Below are 16,693 nucleotides of genomic sequence, written 5' to 3'. Positions count from 1 at the left end.
ATGAAAAGGGCAGCCCGAAGGCTGCCCTTTTGTCTTGCCGTCGAACCTGGATCAGTGAGCTACGGCACCACTGGCGCCCAGGCCGGTCTGGGAACGCACGAACTGCGGGTAGAAGCGCGCACGCTCCTCGTCCGCGGCGGCCGATTTGTCGGTGATCGAGAAGAACCAGATACCGACGAAGGCAACCAGGATGGAGAACAGCGCCGGATACTCGTAGGGGTAGACCGGGGTGGCATGGCCAAGGATCTGCACCCAGATGGTCGGGCCGAGGATCATCAGGCCCACCGCGGTGACCAGGCCCAGCCAGCCGCCGATCATGGCGCCACGGGTGGTCAGCTTCTTCCAGTACATGGAGAGGATCAGTACCGGGAAGTTGCAGCTCGCGGCGATGGAGAACGCCAGGCCGACCATGAAGGCGATGTTCTGCTTCTCGAACAGGATGCCGAGGCCGATGGCCACGAAGCCCAGGATCACGGTGGTGATCTTCGAGACGCGCAGCTCGTCCTTCTCGCTCGCCTTGCCCTTCTTGAACACCGACGCGTAGAGGTCGTGGGACACGGCCGAGGCACCGGCCAGGGTCAGGCCGGCGACCACCGCGAGGATGGTGGCGAAGGCCACGGCGGAGATGAAGCCGAGGAACAGGCTGCCGCCTACGGCGTTGGCCAGGTGCACCGCCGCCATGTTGTTGCCGCCCAGCAGGGCGCCGGTGGCGTCCTTGAAGGCCGGGTTGGTGCTGACCAGCAGGATGGCGCCGAAGCCGATGATGAAGGTCAGGATGTAGAAGTAACCGATGAAGCCGGTGGCGTAGAACACCGATTTACGGGCTTCCTTGGCGTCGCTGACGGTGAAGAAGCGCATCAGGATGTGCGGCAGGCCGGCGGTACCGAACATCAGTGCCAGGCCGAGCGAGATAGCCGAGATCGGGTCCTTGACCAGACCGCCGGGGCTCATGATGGCCTCGCCTTTGGGGTGGACCTTGATGGCTTCGTTGAACAGGGTGGCGATGTCGAAGTTGACGTGCTTGAGCACCATCAGCGCCATGAAGGAAGCGCCGGAGAGCAGCAGCACGGCCTTGATGATCTGCACCCAGGTGGTGGCGAGCATGCCGCCGAACAGCACGTAGAGCACCATCAGGATACCGACCAGCACCACGGCGACGTGGTAGTTGAGGCCGAACAGCAGCTCGATGAGCTTGCCGGCGCCGACCATCTGGGCGATCAGGTAGAAGGCCACCACCACCAGCGAACCGCTGGCGGACAGGGTGCGGATTTCCTTCTGCTTCAGGCGATAGGAGGCCACGTCGGCGAAGGTGTACTTGCCGAGGTTGCGCAGGCGTTCAGCGATCAGGAAGAGGATCACCGGCCAGCCAACCAGGAAGCCGATGGAGTAGATCAGGCCGTCGTAACCGGAGGTGAACACCAGGGCGGAAATACCCAGGAAGGACGCCGCGGACATGTAGTCACCGGCGATCGCCAGGCCGTTCTGGAAACCGGTGATGCTGCCGCCGGCGGTATAGAAGTCGGCAGCCGACTTGCTGCGCTTGGAGGCCCAGTAGGTGATGTAGAGGGTGGCGCCGACGAAGGCGACGAACATGACGATGGCCGAGGTGTTCAGCGGCTGGCGCTGGACGTCACCCTCGATTGCACCGGCGGCCCAGAGCACGGGCGCCACTGCCATCAGGCCGAGTACCGCAAGGATTCGCGCGATCATTGCTGGACCTCCTTGAGGATTTCCTGGTTCATGCGGTCGAACTCGCCATTGGCACGGCGAACGTAGATGCCGGTCAGCACGAAGGCCGACAGGATCAGACCGACACCGATCGGAATACCCCAGGTCACGGGAGAGTCAGGACTGACGCGGGCGCCGAGCAGTTGCGGCTCGAATGCGATCAGCAGGATGAAGGCCAGGTAAAGGCCGAGCATGATGGCAGAGAGTATCCAGGCGAAGCGTTCTCGCTTGGACACCAGTTCCTGAAAGCGCGGATTCTCTTGAATCCGCTTGTAGGTGCTGTCGTTCATTATTGTTGTCCTCCACAGCGCGGGTTGCTGGTGAGCCAACAATAGAACGGTCGTACAAGCACAACAGACGACCTTAGTCTTACTTCAGGCAATTCTCGACCAAGGTCGTAGCCTTTTCATACAGCAAAACTATCAACCCCATGCTGGATGAACATTTCCCTGCATCGCACCGCGCGCCTAGCCTTGGCCTATCCGAATAATCATTCTCATTACCGAGGTGCGCCATGCTCAAGACCGTGACCTTCACCCTCATGCACTTCTGCATCGCGTTCAGCGTGACCTACGCCCTGACCGGCAGCATCGCGGTGGGTGGCCTGGTGGCGGCGGTCGAGCCGCTGTGCAACTCGGTGGGTTTCTACTTCCACGAGAAGATCTGGAAGCGCTTCGAGAAGGACGACAAACCGAAACAGGAGATTCCCAAGCATGCCTGGTTGCACCACCACGCTTAAGTAATCAGCTGTACGGATTTTCCGGCTCCGGGCGTAGGAGCGGAGAGCGCGAATCCGCTAAGATGCGCGGCTTTGCCCCCACGCAAGCAGCAGCCTTAGCCATGAGTCAGAACGCCCGTTTCCCGGCACTCCCCTATCTGTTTTCGTTCCTGGTAGCCGTCGTGGCCCTCGCCGGCCTCTGGTACGGCCTTGGCAAGCCGGTGATCCTGCCGGACGCCGCGACGCCCAGCCACAAGCTGCAGTGCGCGTCCTACAGCCCCTTCGACAAGGACCAGTCGCCCTTCGACCAGCCCTTCGTGCTGCGCCCCGAGCGCATGGACGCCGACCTCGCCCTGCTGGCGACCCGCTTCCACTGCGTGCGCACCTACTCCATGACCGGCCTGGAAGCCATTCCGGAGCTGGCCCGCAAGCACGGCCTGAAGCTGATGCTGGGCGCCTGGGTGAATGGCAACCCGGTGGACACCCAGAAAGAGATCGATGCGCTGATCAAGGCCGCCAACGCCAACCCGGATGTGGTGCAGTCGGTGATCGTCGGTAACGAGACCCTGCTGCGCAAGGAAGTCACCGGCGCCCAGTTGGCCAAGCTGATCGAGCAGGTCCAGGCCCAGGTGCAACAACCGGTGACCTACGCGGACGTCTGGGAGTTCTGGCTGCGCCACCCGGAAGTCGCACCGGCGGTGGACTTCCTCACCATCCACCTGCTGCCCTACTGGGAAGACGATCCCGCCGGTATCGACGAGGCCCTGCGCCATGTCGCCGAAATCCGCCAGGTGTTCGGCAACAAGTTCGCCCCCAAGGACATCTTCATCGGCGAAACCGGTTGGCCCAGCGAAGGCCGCCAGCGTGAAACCGCCGTGCCGAGCCGGGTCAACGAAGCCAAGTTCATCCGTGGCTTCGTCGCCCTGGCCGAGCAGAACGGCTGGGGCTACAACCTGATCGAAGCCTTCGACCAGCCCTGGAAGCGCGCCAGCGAAGGTGCGGTGGGCGGCTACTGGGGTCTGTTCGACGCCGACCGCCAGGAAAAAGGCGTGCTCGCCGGCCCGGTCAGCAACCTGCCCTACTGGCCCATGTGGCTGGGGGTTTCCGGCCTGATCTTCCTGGTTACCCTGGTGCTCGCCGGCCGTCCGGCCTCCACCCGCGCCGCCCTGGTGCTGCCGCTGCTGGCTGCCGTGGGCGCCGCCTGCATCGGCCTCTGGGGCGAGATGGCACGCGTCACCAGCCGCTTCGTCGGCGAGTGGGCCTGGGCGGCCTTCCTGGTGGGCCTCAACCTGGTGGTCCTGGCCCATGGCGCCCTGGCGCTGTCCACCCGGGAAGGTGCCCGTGGCCGCCTGTTCGCCTGGCTCGAGGCCCGCGGTGGCTGGTGGCTGTCCGCCTCCGCCTTCGCCGGCGCGGTGCTGATGCTGGCCCTGGTGTTCGATGCCCGCTACCGCAGCTTCCCCAGCGCCGCCCTGCTGCTGCCGGCGCTGGTGTACCTGTTCCGTCCGGTGGCCGCGCCCCGTCGCGAGATCGCCTTGCTGGCGGTGCTGATCGGCGCCGGCATCGTGCCCCAGCTCTATGAGGAAACCCTGGGTAACATCCAGGCCATCGGCTGGGCTGTGGTCAGCACCCTGCTGCTGGCGGCGCTGTGGCGCAGCCTGCGGGTTCGCGGCTAAAGATTGATGGGTTTCGCTGCGCTCTACCCATCCTACGGGCTCTATGCATCCCGTAGGATGGGTAGAGCGCAGCGAAACCCAACAAAAGAGCTTCGTGAACCACCGGCCCATGCCGAATGGCGTGAAACCCGTAAACAAAAAAGGACGCCCTCGGGCGTCCTTTTTCATGGCTGCGGATTCGCCTCAGGCGGGTACCGCCACCGGCTGGGTCCGGCGCACCAGGCGCAGGCCGGCGATGACGCAGGCGAACACGGCGAGGCTGGCGGTGTAGAGCACCAGGGCCGGCAGGGCGAACAGCAAGGCCAGCAGGGCCAGGCCCCAACCGGCGCGGCCGGGCACGAAGAACGCGGCCAGGGCGGCGCCCAGGCTGATCCAGGCGATGACGCGGAAGTGAATCAGCAGGCCCAGGCCGGAACGCACCTGGCATTCCCAGCGCTGTGCCTCGTCGACGCACAGGCCGACCCACTGGCCATCCTCCATCAGGGCGAAACGAAGCCCGTAGCTGGCGGCCAGCCAGAACGGCAGCAGGATCAGCAGCAGGATGAAGGGTGAACGGCTCGACATGTTTCTCTCCGAATGGGTAGGCGGCGCCAAGGATACCCCCCCGCTGGCGCTATGCAAGACCTCGCGCAGGCCCGGTCTGATGGATGGGCCGCACTTGCGGGACTTGCAGTTGTCATAGCCTCGGTATTCACTCATGACGTGCTTTTATAAGGAACGTGGCCCGGAAGCCCCGGGGGAGTGACTGGAGCCGGCCGCCAACGCGGAACCAGGCCTCAGCAGAATCTGAACAGGGACCATCCTATGCTCCGCCTTCGACTCGCTGCCCTATTGGGTAGCCTGATCTTCTGTGCCCAGGTATTGGCCGCGGACCTCGACGCGAACACCTACGGTTTTCCGATCACCAACCCCTTCGAGGCGACCATCGCCACGACTCCGCCGGACCTGCGCAGCCAGGTGCCGGCGAACGAAGACATCAACCAGTCCGACTACGACCTCAAACTGCGCCCGGAGCGGGAAACCGAGCTGCCGGACAACTTCTGGCCGGTGAAGTCGCTGCGCTATCGCCTGGCCCGGCAGAAGGGCCCCGCGCCGCTGGTTTTCGTCATCGCCGGCACCGGCGGCCACTACGCCAGCACCCATGCCGAAAGCCTCAAGCGCCTGTTCTACGGCGCCGGCTACCACGTGGTGCAGCTCTCCTCACCCACCAGCTACGACTTCATGGCCGCCGCCTCGCGCCATGCCACCCCCGGCATTTCCAGCGAAGACGCCGATGATCTCTACCGGGTGATGCAGGCCGTGCGTGCCCAGCACCCGAGCCTGCCGATCACCGACTTCTACCTCACCGGATACAGCCTCGGCGCCCTGGACGCGGCCTTCGTCAGCCACCTGGACGAAACCCGCCGCAGCTTCAACTTCAAACGCGTGCTGCTGCTCAACCCGCCGGTGAACCTCTATACCTCGGTGACCAACCTCGACCGCCTGGTACAGACCCGGGTCAAGGGCGTCGACGACACCACCACCTTCTACCAGGTGGTGCTCGGCAAGCTGACCCGCTACTTCCAGCAGAAGGGCTACATCGACCTGAACGACGCCCTGCTGTTCGATTTCCAGGAGTCCAGGCAACGGCTGACCAATGAGCAGATGGCGATGCTGATCGGCACCGCCTTCCGTTTCTCCTCCTCGGACATCGCCTTCACCTCGGACCTGATCAACCACCGTGGCCTGATCACCCCGGCGAAGTACCCCATCACCGAAGGCACCAGCCTGACCCGCTTCTACAAGCGCGCCCTGCAGTGCGACTTCGATTGCTACATCACCGAGCAACTGATCCCCTACTGGCGCGCCAAGTACGATGGCGGCAGCCTGAGCCAGTTGATCAACCAGGTCAGCCTCTACGCCCTGGAGGACTACCTCAAGGGCAGCAGCAAGATCGCCGTGATGCACAACGCCGACGACCTCATCCTCGGGCCGGGCGACCTGGGCTTCCTGCGTCGCACCCTGGGCGACCGGCTGACCCTGTACCCACACGGCGGCCACTGCGGCAACCTCAACTACCGCGTCAACGGCGACGCCATGCTGGAGTTCTTCCGTGGATAAGAAAGCACTCTTGATCGCACTGTTGTTGACCAGCGGCCTGGCAAGCGCCCAGGAAGCAGACCCGGACGGTTTCACCCAGCCGCTGAAGGAGCTGAAGTTCAACCCCGGCCTGGACCAGCGCGAGTTCGAACGCGCCACCCTGGACGCACTGAATGTCTTCGACCCCTTCGAGTCCTGGAACCGGCGCGTCTACCACTTCAACTACCGCTTCGACGAATGGGTGTTCCTGCCCGTGGTGCGCGGCTACACCTTCGTCACGCCACGGGTGGTGCGCAGCGGCGTCAGCAACTTCTTCAGCAACTTGGGCGATGTGCCCAACCTGCTCAACAGCATCTTGCAGCTGCGCGGCCAGCGCTCCATGCAGATCACCGCGCGCCTGATGTTCAACACCACCATCGGCCTGGCCGGCCTGTGGGACCCCGCCACCCGCATGGGCCTGCCCAAGCAGAACGAAGACTTCGGCCAGACCCTGGGCCACTACGGGGTCAGCGAAGGTCCCTTCCTTATGCTGCCGGTCCTCGGGCCCTCGAACCTGCGGGACACCAGCGGCCTGGTGGTGGACTTTGTGGCCGAAGACCAGATCAACTTCCTCAACGTCGCCGAAGCCAGCAGCAACCACCCGGAAATCACCGTCCTGCGCATGGTGGACAAGCGCTACAGCACCAACTTCCGCTACGGCCAGCTCAACACCCCCTTCGAGTACGAGAAGCTGCGCTACGTCTATACCCAGGCGCGCCGGCTGCAGATCGCGGAGTGAAGGCCCCCTTGTGTGAGCGAATCCATTCGCGAAATTCGCAGGATGGGTTGTAGGGGGGAAATTCATTCGCCAAGGGCGGCGAAGCCGCCCCCGCATCTGCAGGCCGAACCTGCGGTCCGGTTGGCGAATGAATTCGCCCCTACAGAACACAAATTCAATCCACTTATTCGATATATACCAAGAAAAATCACGCACCATTCATCCATTTCCTACGAGTAGCATCACCTCCATCCCATTTACCAGGAGGCCCAGATGAACTACCGCCAGATTCTCGAACAACGCCCCGGTCAGCCCGCCTCCGACGGCGCCGGGGTCAACCTGATTCGTGTCTTCGCCGAGCAGGGCGTACCGCGCTTCGATCCCTTCCTGATGCTCGACGAGTTCGGTTCGGCCAACCCGGACGACTACGTCGCCGGCTTCCCCTCTCACCCGCACCGTGGTTTCGAAACCATCACCTACATGCTCGAAGGGCGCATGCGCCATGAAGATCACCTGGGCAACAGCGGCCTGCTGCAGAACGGCGGCGTGCAGTGGATGACCGCGGCGCGCGGGATCATCCACAGCGAAATGCCGGAACAGGAAGAAGGCGTGATGCGCGGCTTCCAGATCTGGCTCAACCTGCCGGGCAGGGACAAGATGGGCGACCCCGGCTACCGCGATTTCGACCCGGCGGAAATTCCCCGCGTGACCACCGCCCAGGGCGTGGAAGCGCTGGTGATCGCCGGTCGCTTCGACGATGGCCAGGTCAACCAGGACGGCGCCGTGCAGCGCCCCCATAGCGAACCGCAGATCTTCGACCTCGACCTGCCCGCCGGCGGCCGGGTGGCGCCGCGTCTGGCCGATGGCCTGCGGGTGCTGCTCTACGTGTACGAGGGGGAGGCGCAGGTCAACGGCCATACCCTCGGCAAGGGCCGCCTGGCGCGCCTGTCCGAGACGGGCGCGGTAGAGCTGGCCAGCGCCGGCGGCGCCAAGGTACTGCTGCTGGCCGGACGCCCCCTGGGCGAACCGATCGTCCAGTACGGCCCCTTCGTGATGAACAGCCGCGAGGAAATCGAGCAGGCCCTGCGGGACTACCGCGACGGCCGCTTCGGCGTTTGAGCCAGGCCCTTAGAAGGCGGAAACGACCTGGGGATTCACCGGCGCCGTTTCCAGGCCGAGGAAGTGCTGCAGTTCGGCACGCTTGGCCATGGCGTCCTGGTAGCCCAGCTCGATCAGCTCGTTGCAGTAGCCCGGCTCGAACAGCAGGTAGCTGAGCACCCCCGCGCCACTGGCCCGGGTCGCCCCCGGCCCACGCAGGAAGGTGCGGATGGCGCGGGGCATCTCGCGCCTGTGGCGGGCGGCGATTTCATCCAGGGGCCGGCTGGGCGAGATCACCAGCACCTCGACCTGCTCGGAGCTGAGATTACGCGGCCGGGCTTCGGGGGCAATGGCCCGGCTCATGCTGTTGATCCGCTCCAGCAGTTCGATGTCGCTTTCCAGGTTGTCGATGAAGGTGCTGTTCAGCAGGTGCCCGCCGATCTGCGCCAGGGTCGGCGGCCGGCCGAACTGGGGCTGTGGCGGCAGCGGCGCCGAGTTCGGCCCCACCGGATTGCCGCTCACCCCCACCACCAGCACGCGACTGGCACCCAGGTGCAGCGCCGGACTGATGGGCGCGGTCTGGCGCACCGCGCCGTCACCGAAGTACTCGCGGCCCAGGCGCACGGGCGGGAACAACAGGGGAATCGCCGCGCTGGCCATCAAGTGCTCCACGCCGAGGCGCGTCGGCACGCCGACCCGGCGATGGCGGTACCAGGGGTCGATAGTGGCGCGGCCCTGGTAGAAGGTCACCGCCTGGCCGGACTCATAGCCGAAGGCGGTCACTGCCACGGCACGCAGATGCCGGGTGCGCACGGCGGCGGAAATGCCGGAGAAGTCCAGCTCCCGTGTCAGCAGGTCGCGCAGGGGGGCGTTGTCCAGCAACGCCACGGGCAGGTCATGGCCGCCGAGGCCGAGCAGGCTGTTGCCGAGGAAGCGTGAGCTCTGGCGCAGCACGCCGGGCCAGTCGCTGCGGTAGATCTGCCCGCAACGAAAGCCCTGCCAGACGCTGTTCAGGCGTCGGACCGCCTGGCTGAAATGCAGTGCGCCGCAGGCCAGGCCGACGGCGTTCACGGCGCCGGCGGAGGTGCCGACTATCACCGGGAAAGGATTGCAGGCCGCGTCCGGCAGCAGGTCGGCGATGGCCCCCAGTACCCCGACCTGGTAGGCCGCCCGCGAACCGCCACCTGAAAGGATCAGCCCGGTAATGGGCTTCTGGGTGGCGGTGCTGGCATCCATGGACTGCTCTCCGGGCGGGATTTTCCGAGTATAGGTTTCAGTACAGCTTGGGCGCGCCTTCGGGCCGGGTCTTGAAGCGGCGGTGGGCCCAGAGGTATTGCTCGGGGCATTCGCGCACCGCGCCTTCCACCCACTGGTTGACGCGCAGGCAGTCGGCCTCTTCGGTCTCGCCGGGGAAGTCGGCCAACGGCGGATGGATCACCAGCCGGTAGCCGGAGCCATCCTCCAGGCGACGCTGGGTGAAGGGCAGCACGATGGCCCGGCCCAGGCGGGCGAACTTGGTGGTGGCGGTGACGGTGGCGGCCTCGATGCCGAACAGCGGCACGAACAGGCTCTGCTTGCGACCGTAATCCTGGTCCGGCGCATACCAGATGGCGCGGCCGGCGCGCAGCACCTTGAGCATGGCGCGCACGTCTTCGCGCTCGATGGCCGTGGCATCCAGGTTGTGCCGCTCGCGGCCGCGACGCTGGATGAAGTCGAACAGCGGATTCTTGTGCTCGCGGTACATGCCGTCGATGGTGTGCACCTGGCCGAGCAGCGCGGCGCCGATCTCCAGGGTGGTGAAGTGCAGGGCCATGAGGATCACCCCCTGGCCTTCGGCCTGGGCCTTCTGCAGATGCTCCAGCCCTTCTATATGGGACAGCCGCGCCAGGCGGTCCTTGGGCCACCACCAGCTCATCGCCATCTCGAAGAAGGCGATGCCGGTGGAGGCGAAGTTCTCCCGCAGCAGCCGCGCCCGCTCGGCGCTGGACAGCTCGGGGAAGCACAGCTCCAGGTTACGCCGGGCGATCTTGCGGCGCGAACCGGCCACGCGCAGCATCAGCGCCCCCAGTACACGCCCAAGCCCCAGTTGCACCCGGTAGGGCAGCAGGGTGATCAGCCAGAGCAGGCCGAGACCCAGCCACAGCGCCCAAAAGCGCGGGTGAAGGAACTGTGGGCGAAATTGAGGTCTATCCATCTCTGAATCCGCTCGAGCGAGAAAACCGCGCATTCTACTCCAAATGCAGAGCCCCCTTCCGGCTTGCTAGCGCCGGACGATCTCGCTATAAGTCCTCGCCATTCACGATTGCAGAACGACCATGAGCCAAACCGACCTTCTCGACCAAGAACCCGTGTTCCAGCTCAAGGGCAGCATGCTCGCCATCACCGTGATGGAACTGGCGCACAACGACCTGGAACGTCTCGACCGGCAATTGGACGAGAAAGTCGCCCAGGCGCCCAACTTCTTCCAGAACACTCCGCTGGTCATGGCGCTGGACAAGCTGCCGGAGGGCGAACCGCCCCTGGACCTCCCAGCCCTGCTGGAGATCTGTCGCCGCCACGGCCTGCGCACCCTGGCCATTCGCGCCAACCGCGAGGCCCATATCGCCGCCGCCGACGCCCTGGACATCCCGGTGCTGCCGCCCTCCGGCGCCCGCGAACGCCCCCTCGACCCGGTTGAACCCGGGGCGAAGAAGAAAGTCGAAAAAACCGCCGAGCCGGCCAAGCCCGCGGTGCAACCGACCCGGATCATCACCACCCCGGTGCGCGGTGGCCAGCAGATCTACGCCCCCGGCGGCGACCTGGTGGTGCTGGCGGCGGTCAGCCCCGGCGCGGAACTTCTTGCCGACGGCAACATCCATGTTTACGGTCCCATGCGTGGTCGTGCCCTGGCTGGTATAAAGGGCGACACCAAGGCCCGGATCTTCTGCCGCCAACTGGCCGCCGAGCTGGTCTCGGTGGCCGGCCAGTACAAGGTTGCCGACGACCTGCGGCGCGACCCGCTCTGGGGTCAGCAGGTACAGGTCAGCCTGTCGGGAGACGTGTTGAACATCACCCGCCTTTAACGGATACTGCCGCGAATTCAGGGACCTGAAAGGGAAGACGGACGGCTCGGATTGAGCTGATAACTTCCCGATTTTCTTATCATTTGGGGTGAATCACCTTGGCCAAGATCCTCGTTGTCACGTCCGGCAAGGGTGGAGTGGGTAAAACCACCACCAGCGCCGCCATCGGTACCGGTCTCGCACTGCGCGGTCACAAGACCGTCATCGTCGACTTCGACGTCGGCCTGCGTAACCTGGACCTGATCATGGGTTGCGAACGCCGCGTGGTGTACGACTTCGTCAACGTCATCAATGGCGAAGCGTCCCTCACCCAGGCCCTGATCAAGGACAAACGCCTGGAAAACCTCTATGTGCTGGCCGCCAGCCAGACCCGCGACAAGGACGCCCTGACCCTCGAAGGCGTCGGCAAGGTCCTCGAAGAGCTGGCGCAGACCTTCGAATACGTGGTCTGCGACTCGCCGGCCGGTATCGAGAAAGGCGCCCACCTGGCCATGTACTACGCCGATGAGGCGATTGTCGTGACCAACCCGGAAGTCTCCTCCGTGCGCGACTCCGACCGCATGCTCGGCCTGCTGGCCAGCAAGTCCCGTCGTGCCGAGAAAGGCGAAGAGCCGATCAAGGAGCGCCTGCTCCTGACCCGCTACAATCCCGAGCGCGTCACCAAGGGCGAAATGCTTGGCGTCGAAGACGTCGAGGAAATCCTCGCCATCAACCTGCTCGGCGTCATTCCGGAATCCCAGGCGGTACTCAAGGCCTCCAACCAGGGTATTCCGGTTATCCTCGACGACCAGAGCGACGCCGGCCAGGCGTACAGCGATGCCGTCGACCGCCTGCTCGGCAAGGAGCTGCCCCATCGCTTCCTCGACGTGCAGAAGAAAGGACTCTTACAACGCCTGTTCGGAGGCCGTGAATGAACATTTTCGACTTCTTTCGCGAGCGGAAGAAGCAGAACAGCGCTTCGATCGCTAAGGAACGACTCCAAATCATCGTTGCCCACGAACGTGGCCAACGCAGCCAGCCGGACTACCTGCCGGCCCTGCAGAAAGACCTGGTGGACGTGATCCGCAAGTACGTCGACATCGACGAGGAGCAGGTCCAGGTCCTGCTGGAGAACCAGGGCAGTTGCTCTATTCTCGAGTTGAACATTACCCTGCCCGATCGTTGATCGAAGCAGTTGTGCAATAAACGGCGGCCTCGGCCGCCGTTTGCTTTTCGGACAACCTAGAACATGCCGCTTTCCCAGATCGAGTTCGTCCATCAGGACGACGCCCTGTTGGTGGTCAACAAGCCCACCCTGCTGCTCTCGGTGCCCGGTCGCGCCGAGGACAACAAGGACTGCCTGATCACCCGCCTGCAGGACAACGGTTACCCGGAGGCGCGCATCGTCCACCGCCTGGACTGGGAAACCTCCGGGCTGATCGTCCTGGCCCGCGACGCCGACAGCCATCGCGAGCTGTCCCGCCAGTTCCACGACCGCGAGACCGAGAAGGCCTACACCGCCCTTTGCTGGGGTAAGCCGGAGCTGGACAGCGGCCGCATCGAGCTGCCCCTGCGCTACGACCCGCCGACCAAGCCGCGCCACGTGGTGGACTTCGAGCAGGGCCGCCACGCCCTGACCTTCTGGAAGGTGCTGGAACGCTGCGGCCACTACAGCCGCGTCGAGCTGACCCCGATCACCGGCCGCTCGCACCAGCTGCGGGTGCACATGCTCGAAATCGGCCACCCGCTCCTGGGCGACCGGCTCTATGCCAACCCCGAGGCCCTGGCCGCCCACGACCGCCTGTGCCTGCACGCCAGCATGCTGTGCCTGACCCATCCGGTCAGCGGCGAACGCCTGCGATTCGAGTGCCCTGCCCCGTTCTGACCTAGGCTCAAGAAAAAGACCGCGCGTCGGGGCAATCATGAGCTTCTCAGAGTTCTACAACGCCACCCAGGGGCAGCCCGCCCGCGCCACCCTGCTGACCGCTCTGGAAGTCTGGAACGGGCCACCCGGCCACGCCCTGGACCTGGGCTGCGGGGCTGGCAGGGACACCCTGGAGCTATTGCGGCGCGGCTGGCAGGTCCTGGCCGTGGACGCCGAACCCGAAGCCCTGTCCCGCCTCGAAGCCCAGGTGGACGGGGAGCGACGCTCCCTGTTGCGCAGCCACTGCGGCCGCTTCGAGGCCATGCCCCTGCCGCCGGCGCAACTGGTGAACTCCAGCTTCGCCCTGCCGCTCTGCCCGCCGGTCGCCTTCCCTACCCTCTGGCAGTCCATCTGCACCGCCCTGCCCGGCGGCGGGCTGTTCGCCGGCCACCTGTTCGGCGAGCGGGACGACTGGGCCGACAACGGCATCACCATCCTGCGCCGCCGCCAGCTGGAAGAACTGCTCAGCGGCTGGGAAGTGCTGATGCTGGAAGAGAAGGAAGAGGATGGCATCACCGCCAAAGGCCGCAACAAGCACTGGCACCTGTTCTCGGTGGTCGCCCGCCGCCTGTAGGAGCGAATTCATTCGCGAATGCTCCTGGGCGCAAGACATCGCCCCGCGATCGCGATTGAAATCGCTCCTACAAAGCAGCCCCTATCGCCCCATTAGGAAAAATCAGCGCCGCCCGGCCTCCTAATCATTGGGAGCTATGGGATAAACTCCCGGCCATTGCTGTCCGGAGTCCCACAATGCGCGAAGAGTTGAACCAGGGCCTGATCGATTTCCTCAAGGCCTCGCCCACCCCCTTCCACGCCACCCGCAGCCTGGCCAAGCGCCTCGAGGCCGCCGGCTACGTGCGCCTCGATGAACGCGAGGCCTGGCGCGTCGAAAGCGGTGGCCGTTATTACGTGACCCGCAACGACTCCTCGATCATCGCCATCAAGCTGGGCAAGCGCCCGGTGCTCGAAGGCGGCCTGCGCCTGGTCGGTGCCCACACCGACAGCCCCTGCCTGCGGGTCAAGCCCAATCCCGAACTGCACAAGCAGGGCTTCTGGCAACTCGGCGTCGAAGTCTACGGCGGCGCCCTGCTGGCGCCCTGGTTCGACCGCGACCTGTCCCTGGCCGGCCGCGTCACCTACCGCGCCGCCGGCATGGTGGAAAGCCAGTTGGTGGACTTCCAGGCGCCAATCGCCGTGATTCCCAACCTGGCCATCCACCTCAACCGCGAGGCCAACCAAGGCTGGGCCATCAACGCCCAGACCGAACTGCCGCCGATCCTGGCGCAGCTGGCCGCCGGCGAGGCCCGCGAATTCCGCGACCTGCTGGCCGAGCAGCTGACCCTGGAGCACGGCGTGGTCGCCGACGCGGTGCTGGACTACGAGCTGTCCTTCTATGACACCCAGGGCGCCGCGATCATCGGCCTGTCCGGTGACTTCATCGCCGGCGCGCGCCTGGACAACCTGCTGTCCTGCTACGCCGGCCTGCAGGCCCTGCTGGCCGCCGACGCCGACGAAAGCTGCGTGCTGGTCTGCACCGACCACGAAGAAGTGGGCTCCTGCTCCGCCTGCGGCGCCGACGGCCCCATGCTGGAACAGGTGCTGCGTCGCGTGCTGCCGGAAGGCGACGCCTTCGCCCGGGTGATCCAGCGCTCGCTGCTGGTCTCGGCGGACAACGCCCACGGCGTACACCCCAACTACGCCGACAAGCACGACGGCAACCACGGCCCGAAACTCAACGCCGGCCCGGTGATCAAGGTCAACAGCAACCAGCGCTACGCCACCAACAGCGAAACCGCCGGCTTCTTCCGCCACCTGTGCCTGGAAAACGAAGTGCCGGTGCAGAGCTTCGTGACCCGCAGCGACATGGGGTGCGGCTCCACCATCGGTCCGATCACCGCCAGCCAGCTGGGTGTTCGCACCGTCGACATCGGCCTGCCGACCTTCGCCATGCACTCCATCCGCGAACTCGCCGGTAGCCAGGACCTGGCCCACCTGGTGAAGGTGCTGGCCGCCTTCTACTCCAGCCACGACCTGCCCTGACCCACTGACTCGAACAGGTAAGCCCATGCTCAGCCATATCCGCAACAGCCTGGAGGAAGCCAGGACCGCCCTGGACAACTTCATCGCCAACGAGAACGCCCTGAAAAGCATCGAGCGGGCGGCCGAGCTCCTGGTCGAGAGTTTCGAGAACAAGGGCAAGGCGTTTTCCTGCGGTAACGGCGGCTCCATGTGCGATGCCATGCACTTCGCCGAGGAGCTGACCGGCCGCTACCGCAAGAACCGGCCGGGGGTCGCCGCCGTCTCCATCAGCGATGCCAGCCACATCAGCTGCGTCGCCAACGACTTCGGCTACGACTACATCTTCTCCCGCTACGTCGAGTCCCACGGCCGTGCGGGCGACGTGCTGCTCGCCATCAGCACCAGCGGCAAGAGCCCCAACGTCATCAAGGCCGCCGAAGCCGCCCGCGCCCTCGGCGTGAAGGTGATAGCCCTGACCGGCAAGCCGGGCTCGGCCCTGGAAGCCCTGGCCGACGTCTGCATCTGCGCCCCCGGCGGCGACTTCGCCGACCGGGTGCAGGAGCTGCACATCAAGGTGATCCACATCCTGATCGAACTGGTGGAACGCAAGCTCTCGCCCGAGAACTACGCCTGACGTCCGCAGGGAGCGAATCGCCGCCCACCTCATCCTGCGGACAGCCCTGTCCGCCGTAGTGCGTGCCGAGCTTGATTCGTAGGATGTGGTTGAGCGCAGCGATACCCATCAGCTCCAACGGACAGCATGGGTATCGCTGCGCTCAACCCATCCTACCCAGCCACTCACCTTCCGTCTGTCTCACTCCGGTACTTCCACGCTCACCTGGATCGCATCGTGCCGCCAGAACTCGAGGTCGCAGTCGATCAGCCGACCATGCTGGTCGCGGTTGATCCGGGTGATGCGCAACGCCGAGCTGCCGGTCGTGACCTTGAGCGGTGCGGCGGCCTCCGGATGCAGGGCGGTGGGCACCATGTCGAAACGCACCCGGCCGTAGCGGATGCCGTATTCGCTGGCGTACAGCTCGGTGAGTGAGCAGGTCAGGTCGAAATCGATGATGCCGGGGAAATACGCCGGATTCAGGTAATGCTCCACGTAGAGCACCAGCCGCTCGTCGATGCGCCGCACGCGGCGGATCTGGTAGACGCTGGACAACGCCGGCAACTCCAGCAGCTCGCAGATCTCCACGCTGGCCGGAATCAGCCGCGCCCCCAGCACCTCGGTGGCGGGGGTACGCCCCTGGGCGGCGACCATGGCGTGGAAGTGGCTGCGCAACAGCGGGTTGTAGAGCAGCCGAGGCGGTGAGACGAACCAGCCGCGACGTTCCTCACGGTAGATCAGCCCCCGGGCCTCCAGTTGCCCCAGCGCCTCGCGCAGGGTGATGCGGGTGGTGGCGAACAACTCGCTCAACTTGCGCTCGGCCGGCAGCTTGCTGCCCTGGGGCAGCAGGCCATGCTCGATCTGCTCCTGCAGTGCGGCGCAGATGGCGTTCAGGGGGCGGGACGCCTCGTCGCGCATCGAAAGACTCCAATCTGGAATAGACCAGCACCATCGAGGTGCGTCATTACCGGGTTTGCCGGCCATCCTAGGCAGCCTAGATGACCATGGCGTGACAGCCAGCCAGGCCTGCATGCGGCATGCCA

General features: G+C 65.2%; 18 protein-coding genes. 12 read left to right on the top strand and 6 right to left on the bottom strand.

All coding sequences use genetic code 11. The features are described 5' to 3' along the window. Positions 1 to 51: 51 nt before the first annotated feature. The gene (locus tag PCA10_RS06455) at positions 52 to 1,710 is read right to left on the bottom strand and encodes a cation acetate symporter (RefSeq protein WP_016491231.1); all 1,659 of its coding nucleotides are present in this window, start codon (positions 1,708 to 1,710) and stop codon (positions 52 to 54) included. After that, the gene (locus PCA10_RS06450; RefSeq protein ID WP_016491230.1) at positions 1,707 to 2,018 is read right to left on the bottom strand and encodes a DUF485 domain-containing protein; all 312 of its coding nucleotides are present in this window, start codon (positions 2,016 to 2,018) and stop codon (positions 1,707 to 1,709) included. The genes PCA10_RS06455 and PCA10_RS06450 overlap by 4 nt, the downstream gene beginning before the upstream one ends. Positions 2,019 to 2,242: 224 nt before the next feature. Here PCA10_RS06450 and PCA10_RS06445 point away from each other — a divergent pair, with 224 nt between their 5' ends. Continuing rightward, on the top strand, positions 2,243 to 2,467 hold the full coding sequence (locus PCA10_RS06445; protein WP_016491229.1) for a DUF2061 domain-containing protein: 225 nt from the start codon (positions 2,243 to 2,245) through the stop codon (positions 2,465 to 2,467). Positions 2,468 to 2,568: 101 nt separating this feature from the next. Beyond that, complete coding sequence (locus PCA10_RS06440) at positions 2,569 to 4,119, top strand: glycoside hydrolase family 17 protein (protein ID WP_041770155.1); 1,551 nt, start codon at positions 2,569 to 2,571, stop codon at positions 4,117 to 4,119. 183 nt (positions 4,120 to 4,302) lie between these two features. Here the strand turns inward: PCA10_RS06440 and PCA10_RS06435 are convergent, their stop codons facing one another. Then, positions 4,303 to 4,683, bottom strand: a complete 381-nt coding sequence (locus tag PCA10_RS06435) for a hypothetical protein (RefSeq protein ID WP_016491227.1) — start codon at positions 4,681 to 4,683, stop codon at positions 4,303 to 4,305. Between the two features lie 240 nt (positions 4,684 to 4,923). Between PCA10_RS06435 and PCA10_RS06430 the strand changes: the two genes are divergently transcribed. From PCA10_RS06430 to PCA10_RS06420, 3 genes are all read left to right on the top strand, one after another. Further along, on the top strand, positions 4,924 to 6,219 hold the full coding sequence (locus tag PCA10_RS06430; RefSeq protein WP_016491226.1) for an alpha/beta fold hydrolase family protein: 1,296 nt from the start codon (positions 4,924 to 4,926) through the stop codon (positions 6,217 to 6,219). Continuing rightward, entirely contained in the window at positions 6,212 to 6,976 is a 765-nt protein-coding gene (locus PCA10_RS06425; protein WP_016491225.1) for an MlaA family lipoprotein, read from the top strand. The genes PCA10_RS06430 and PCA10_RS06425 overlap by 8 nt, the downstream gene beginning before the upstream one ends. Before the next feature lie 252 nt (positions 6,977 to 7,228). Continuing rightward, entirely contained in the window at positions 7,229 to 8,074 is an 846-nt protein-coding gene (locus tag PCA10_RS06420; protein ID WP_016491224.1) for a pirin family protein, read from the top strand. A 9-nt stretch (positions 8,075 to 8,083) separates the two neighbouring features. Here the strand turns inward: PCA10_RS06420 and PCA10_RS06415 are convergent, their stop codons facing one another. Further along, positions 8,084 to 9,289 carry a patatin-like phospholipase family protein gene (locus PCA10_RS06415; protein WP_016491223.1) on the bottom strand — a complete coding sequence of 402 codons (1,206 nt, stop codon included), beginning with the start codon at positions 9,287 to 9,289 and terminating at the stop codon, positions 8,084 to 8,086. Between the two features lie 37 nt (positions 9,290 to 9,326). Beyond that, the gene (locus PCA10_RS06410; RefSeq protein ID WP_016491222.1) at positions 9,327 to 10,247 is read right to left on the bottom strand and encodes a lipid A biosynthesis lauroyl acyltransferase; all 921 of its coding nucleotides are present in this window, start codon (positions 10,245 to 10,247) and stop codon (positions 9,327 to 9,329) included. A 121-nt stretch (positions 10,248 to 10,368) separates the two neighbouring features. On the opposite strand from PCA10_RS06410, the gene minC reads away from it, so the two are divergent. The 7 genes from minC (at position 10,369) to lpcA (ending at position 15,671) form a co-directional block, all read left to right on the top strand. Next, positions 10,369 to 11,115, top strand: a complete 747-nt coding sequence (minC, locus tag PCA10_RS06405; RefSeq protein WP_016491221.1) for a septum site-determining protein MinC — start codon at positions 10,369 to 10,371, stop codon at positions 11,113 to 11,115. Positions 11,116 to 11,213: 98 nt separating this feature from the next. Continuing rightward, on the top strand, positions 11,214 to 12,029 hold the full coding sequence (gene minD, locus PCA10_RS06400; protein WP_016491220.1) for a septum site-determining protein MinD: 816 nt from the start codon (positions 11,214 to 11,216) through the stop codon (positions 12,027 to 12,029). Continuing rightward, positions 12,026 to 12,280 (top strand): cell division topological specificity factor MinE, encoded by a 255-nt coding sequence (gene minE / locus PCA10_RS06395; RefSeq protein WP_016491219.1) that lies wholly within the window; start codon positions 12,026 to 12,028, stop codon positions 12,278 to 12,280. The genes minD and minE overlap by 4 nt, the downstream gene beginning before the upstream one ends. Before the next feature lie 63 nt (positions 12,281 to 12,343). Then, positions 12,344 to 12,979, top strand: coding sequence for an RluA family pseudouridine synthase (locus PCA10_RS06390; protein WP_016491218.1), 636 nt, complete (start codon positions 12,344 to 12,346; stop codon positions 12,977 to 12,979). A 37-nt stretch (positions 12,980 to 13,016) separates the two neighbouring features. Next, a complete protein-coding gene (locus PCA10_RS06385) occupies positions 13,017 to 13,592 on the top strand; it encodes a class I SAM-dependent methyltransferase (protein ID WP_016491217.1) in 576 nt (191 codons plus the stop codon). 176 nt (positions 13,593 to 13,768) lie between these two features. Further along, on the top strand, positions 13,769 to 15,058 hold the full coding sequence (locus PCA10_RS06380) for a M18 family aminopeptidase (RefSeq protein ID WP_016491216.1): 1,290 nt from the start codon (positions 13,769 to 13,771) through the stop codon (positions 15,056 to 15,058). A gap of 25 nt (positions 15,059 to 15,083) precedes the next feature. Next, positions 15,084 to 15,671 carry a D-sedoheptulose 7-phosphate isomerase gene (gene lpcA, locus PCA10_RS06375; RefSeq protein ID WP_016491215.1) on the top strand — a complete coding sequence of 196 codons (588 nt, stop codon included), beginning with the start codon at positions 15,084 to 15,086 and terminating at the stop codon, positions 15,669 to 15,671. A gap of 180 nt (positions 15,672 to 15,851) precedes the next feature. On the opposite strand, the gene PCA10_RS06370 is transcribed toward lpcA, so the two are convergent. Then, positions 15,852 to 16,568 carry a UTRA domain-containing protein gene (locus tag PCA10_RS06370; RefSeq protein WP_016491214.1) on the bottom strand — a complete coding sequence of 239 codons (717 nt, stop codon included), beginning with the start codon at positions 16,566 to 16,568 and terminating at the stop codon, positions 15,852 to 15,854. Positions 16,569 to 16,693: the final 125 nt, after the last annotated feature.

Origin of the sequence: Pseudomonas resinovorans NBRC 106553, from assembly GCF_000412695.1 — a bacterium.
In the GTDB taxonomy this organism is placed as follows: Bacteria; Pseudomonadota; Gammaproteobacteria; order Pseudomonadales; family Pseudomonadaceae; genus Metapseudomonas; species Metapseudomonas resinovorans_A.
Note: the sequence above shows the minus strand (reverse complement) of the source record. Positions and strands in the feature narration are given on the sequence as shown.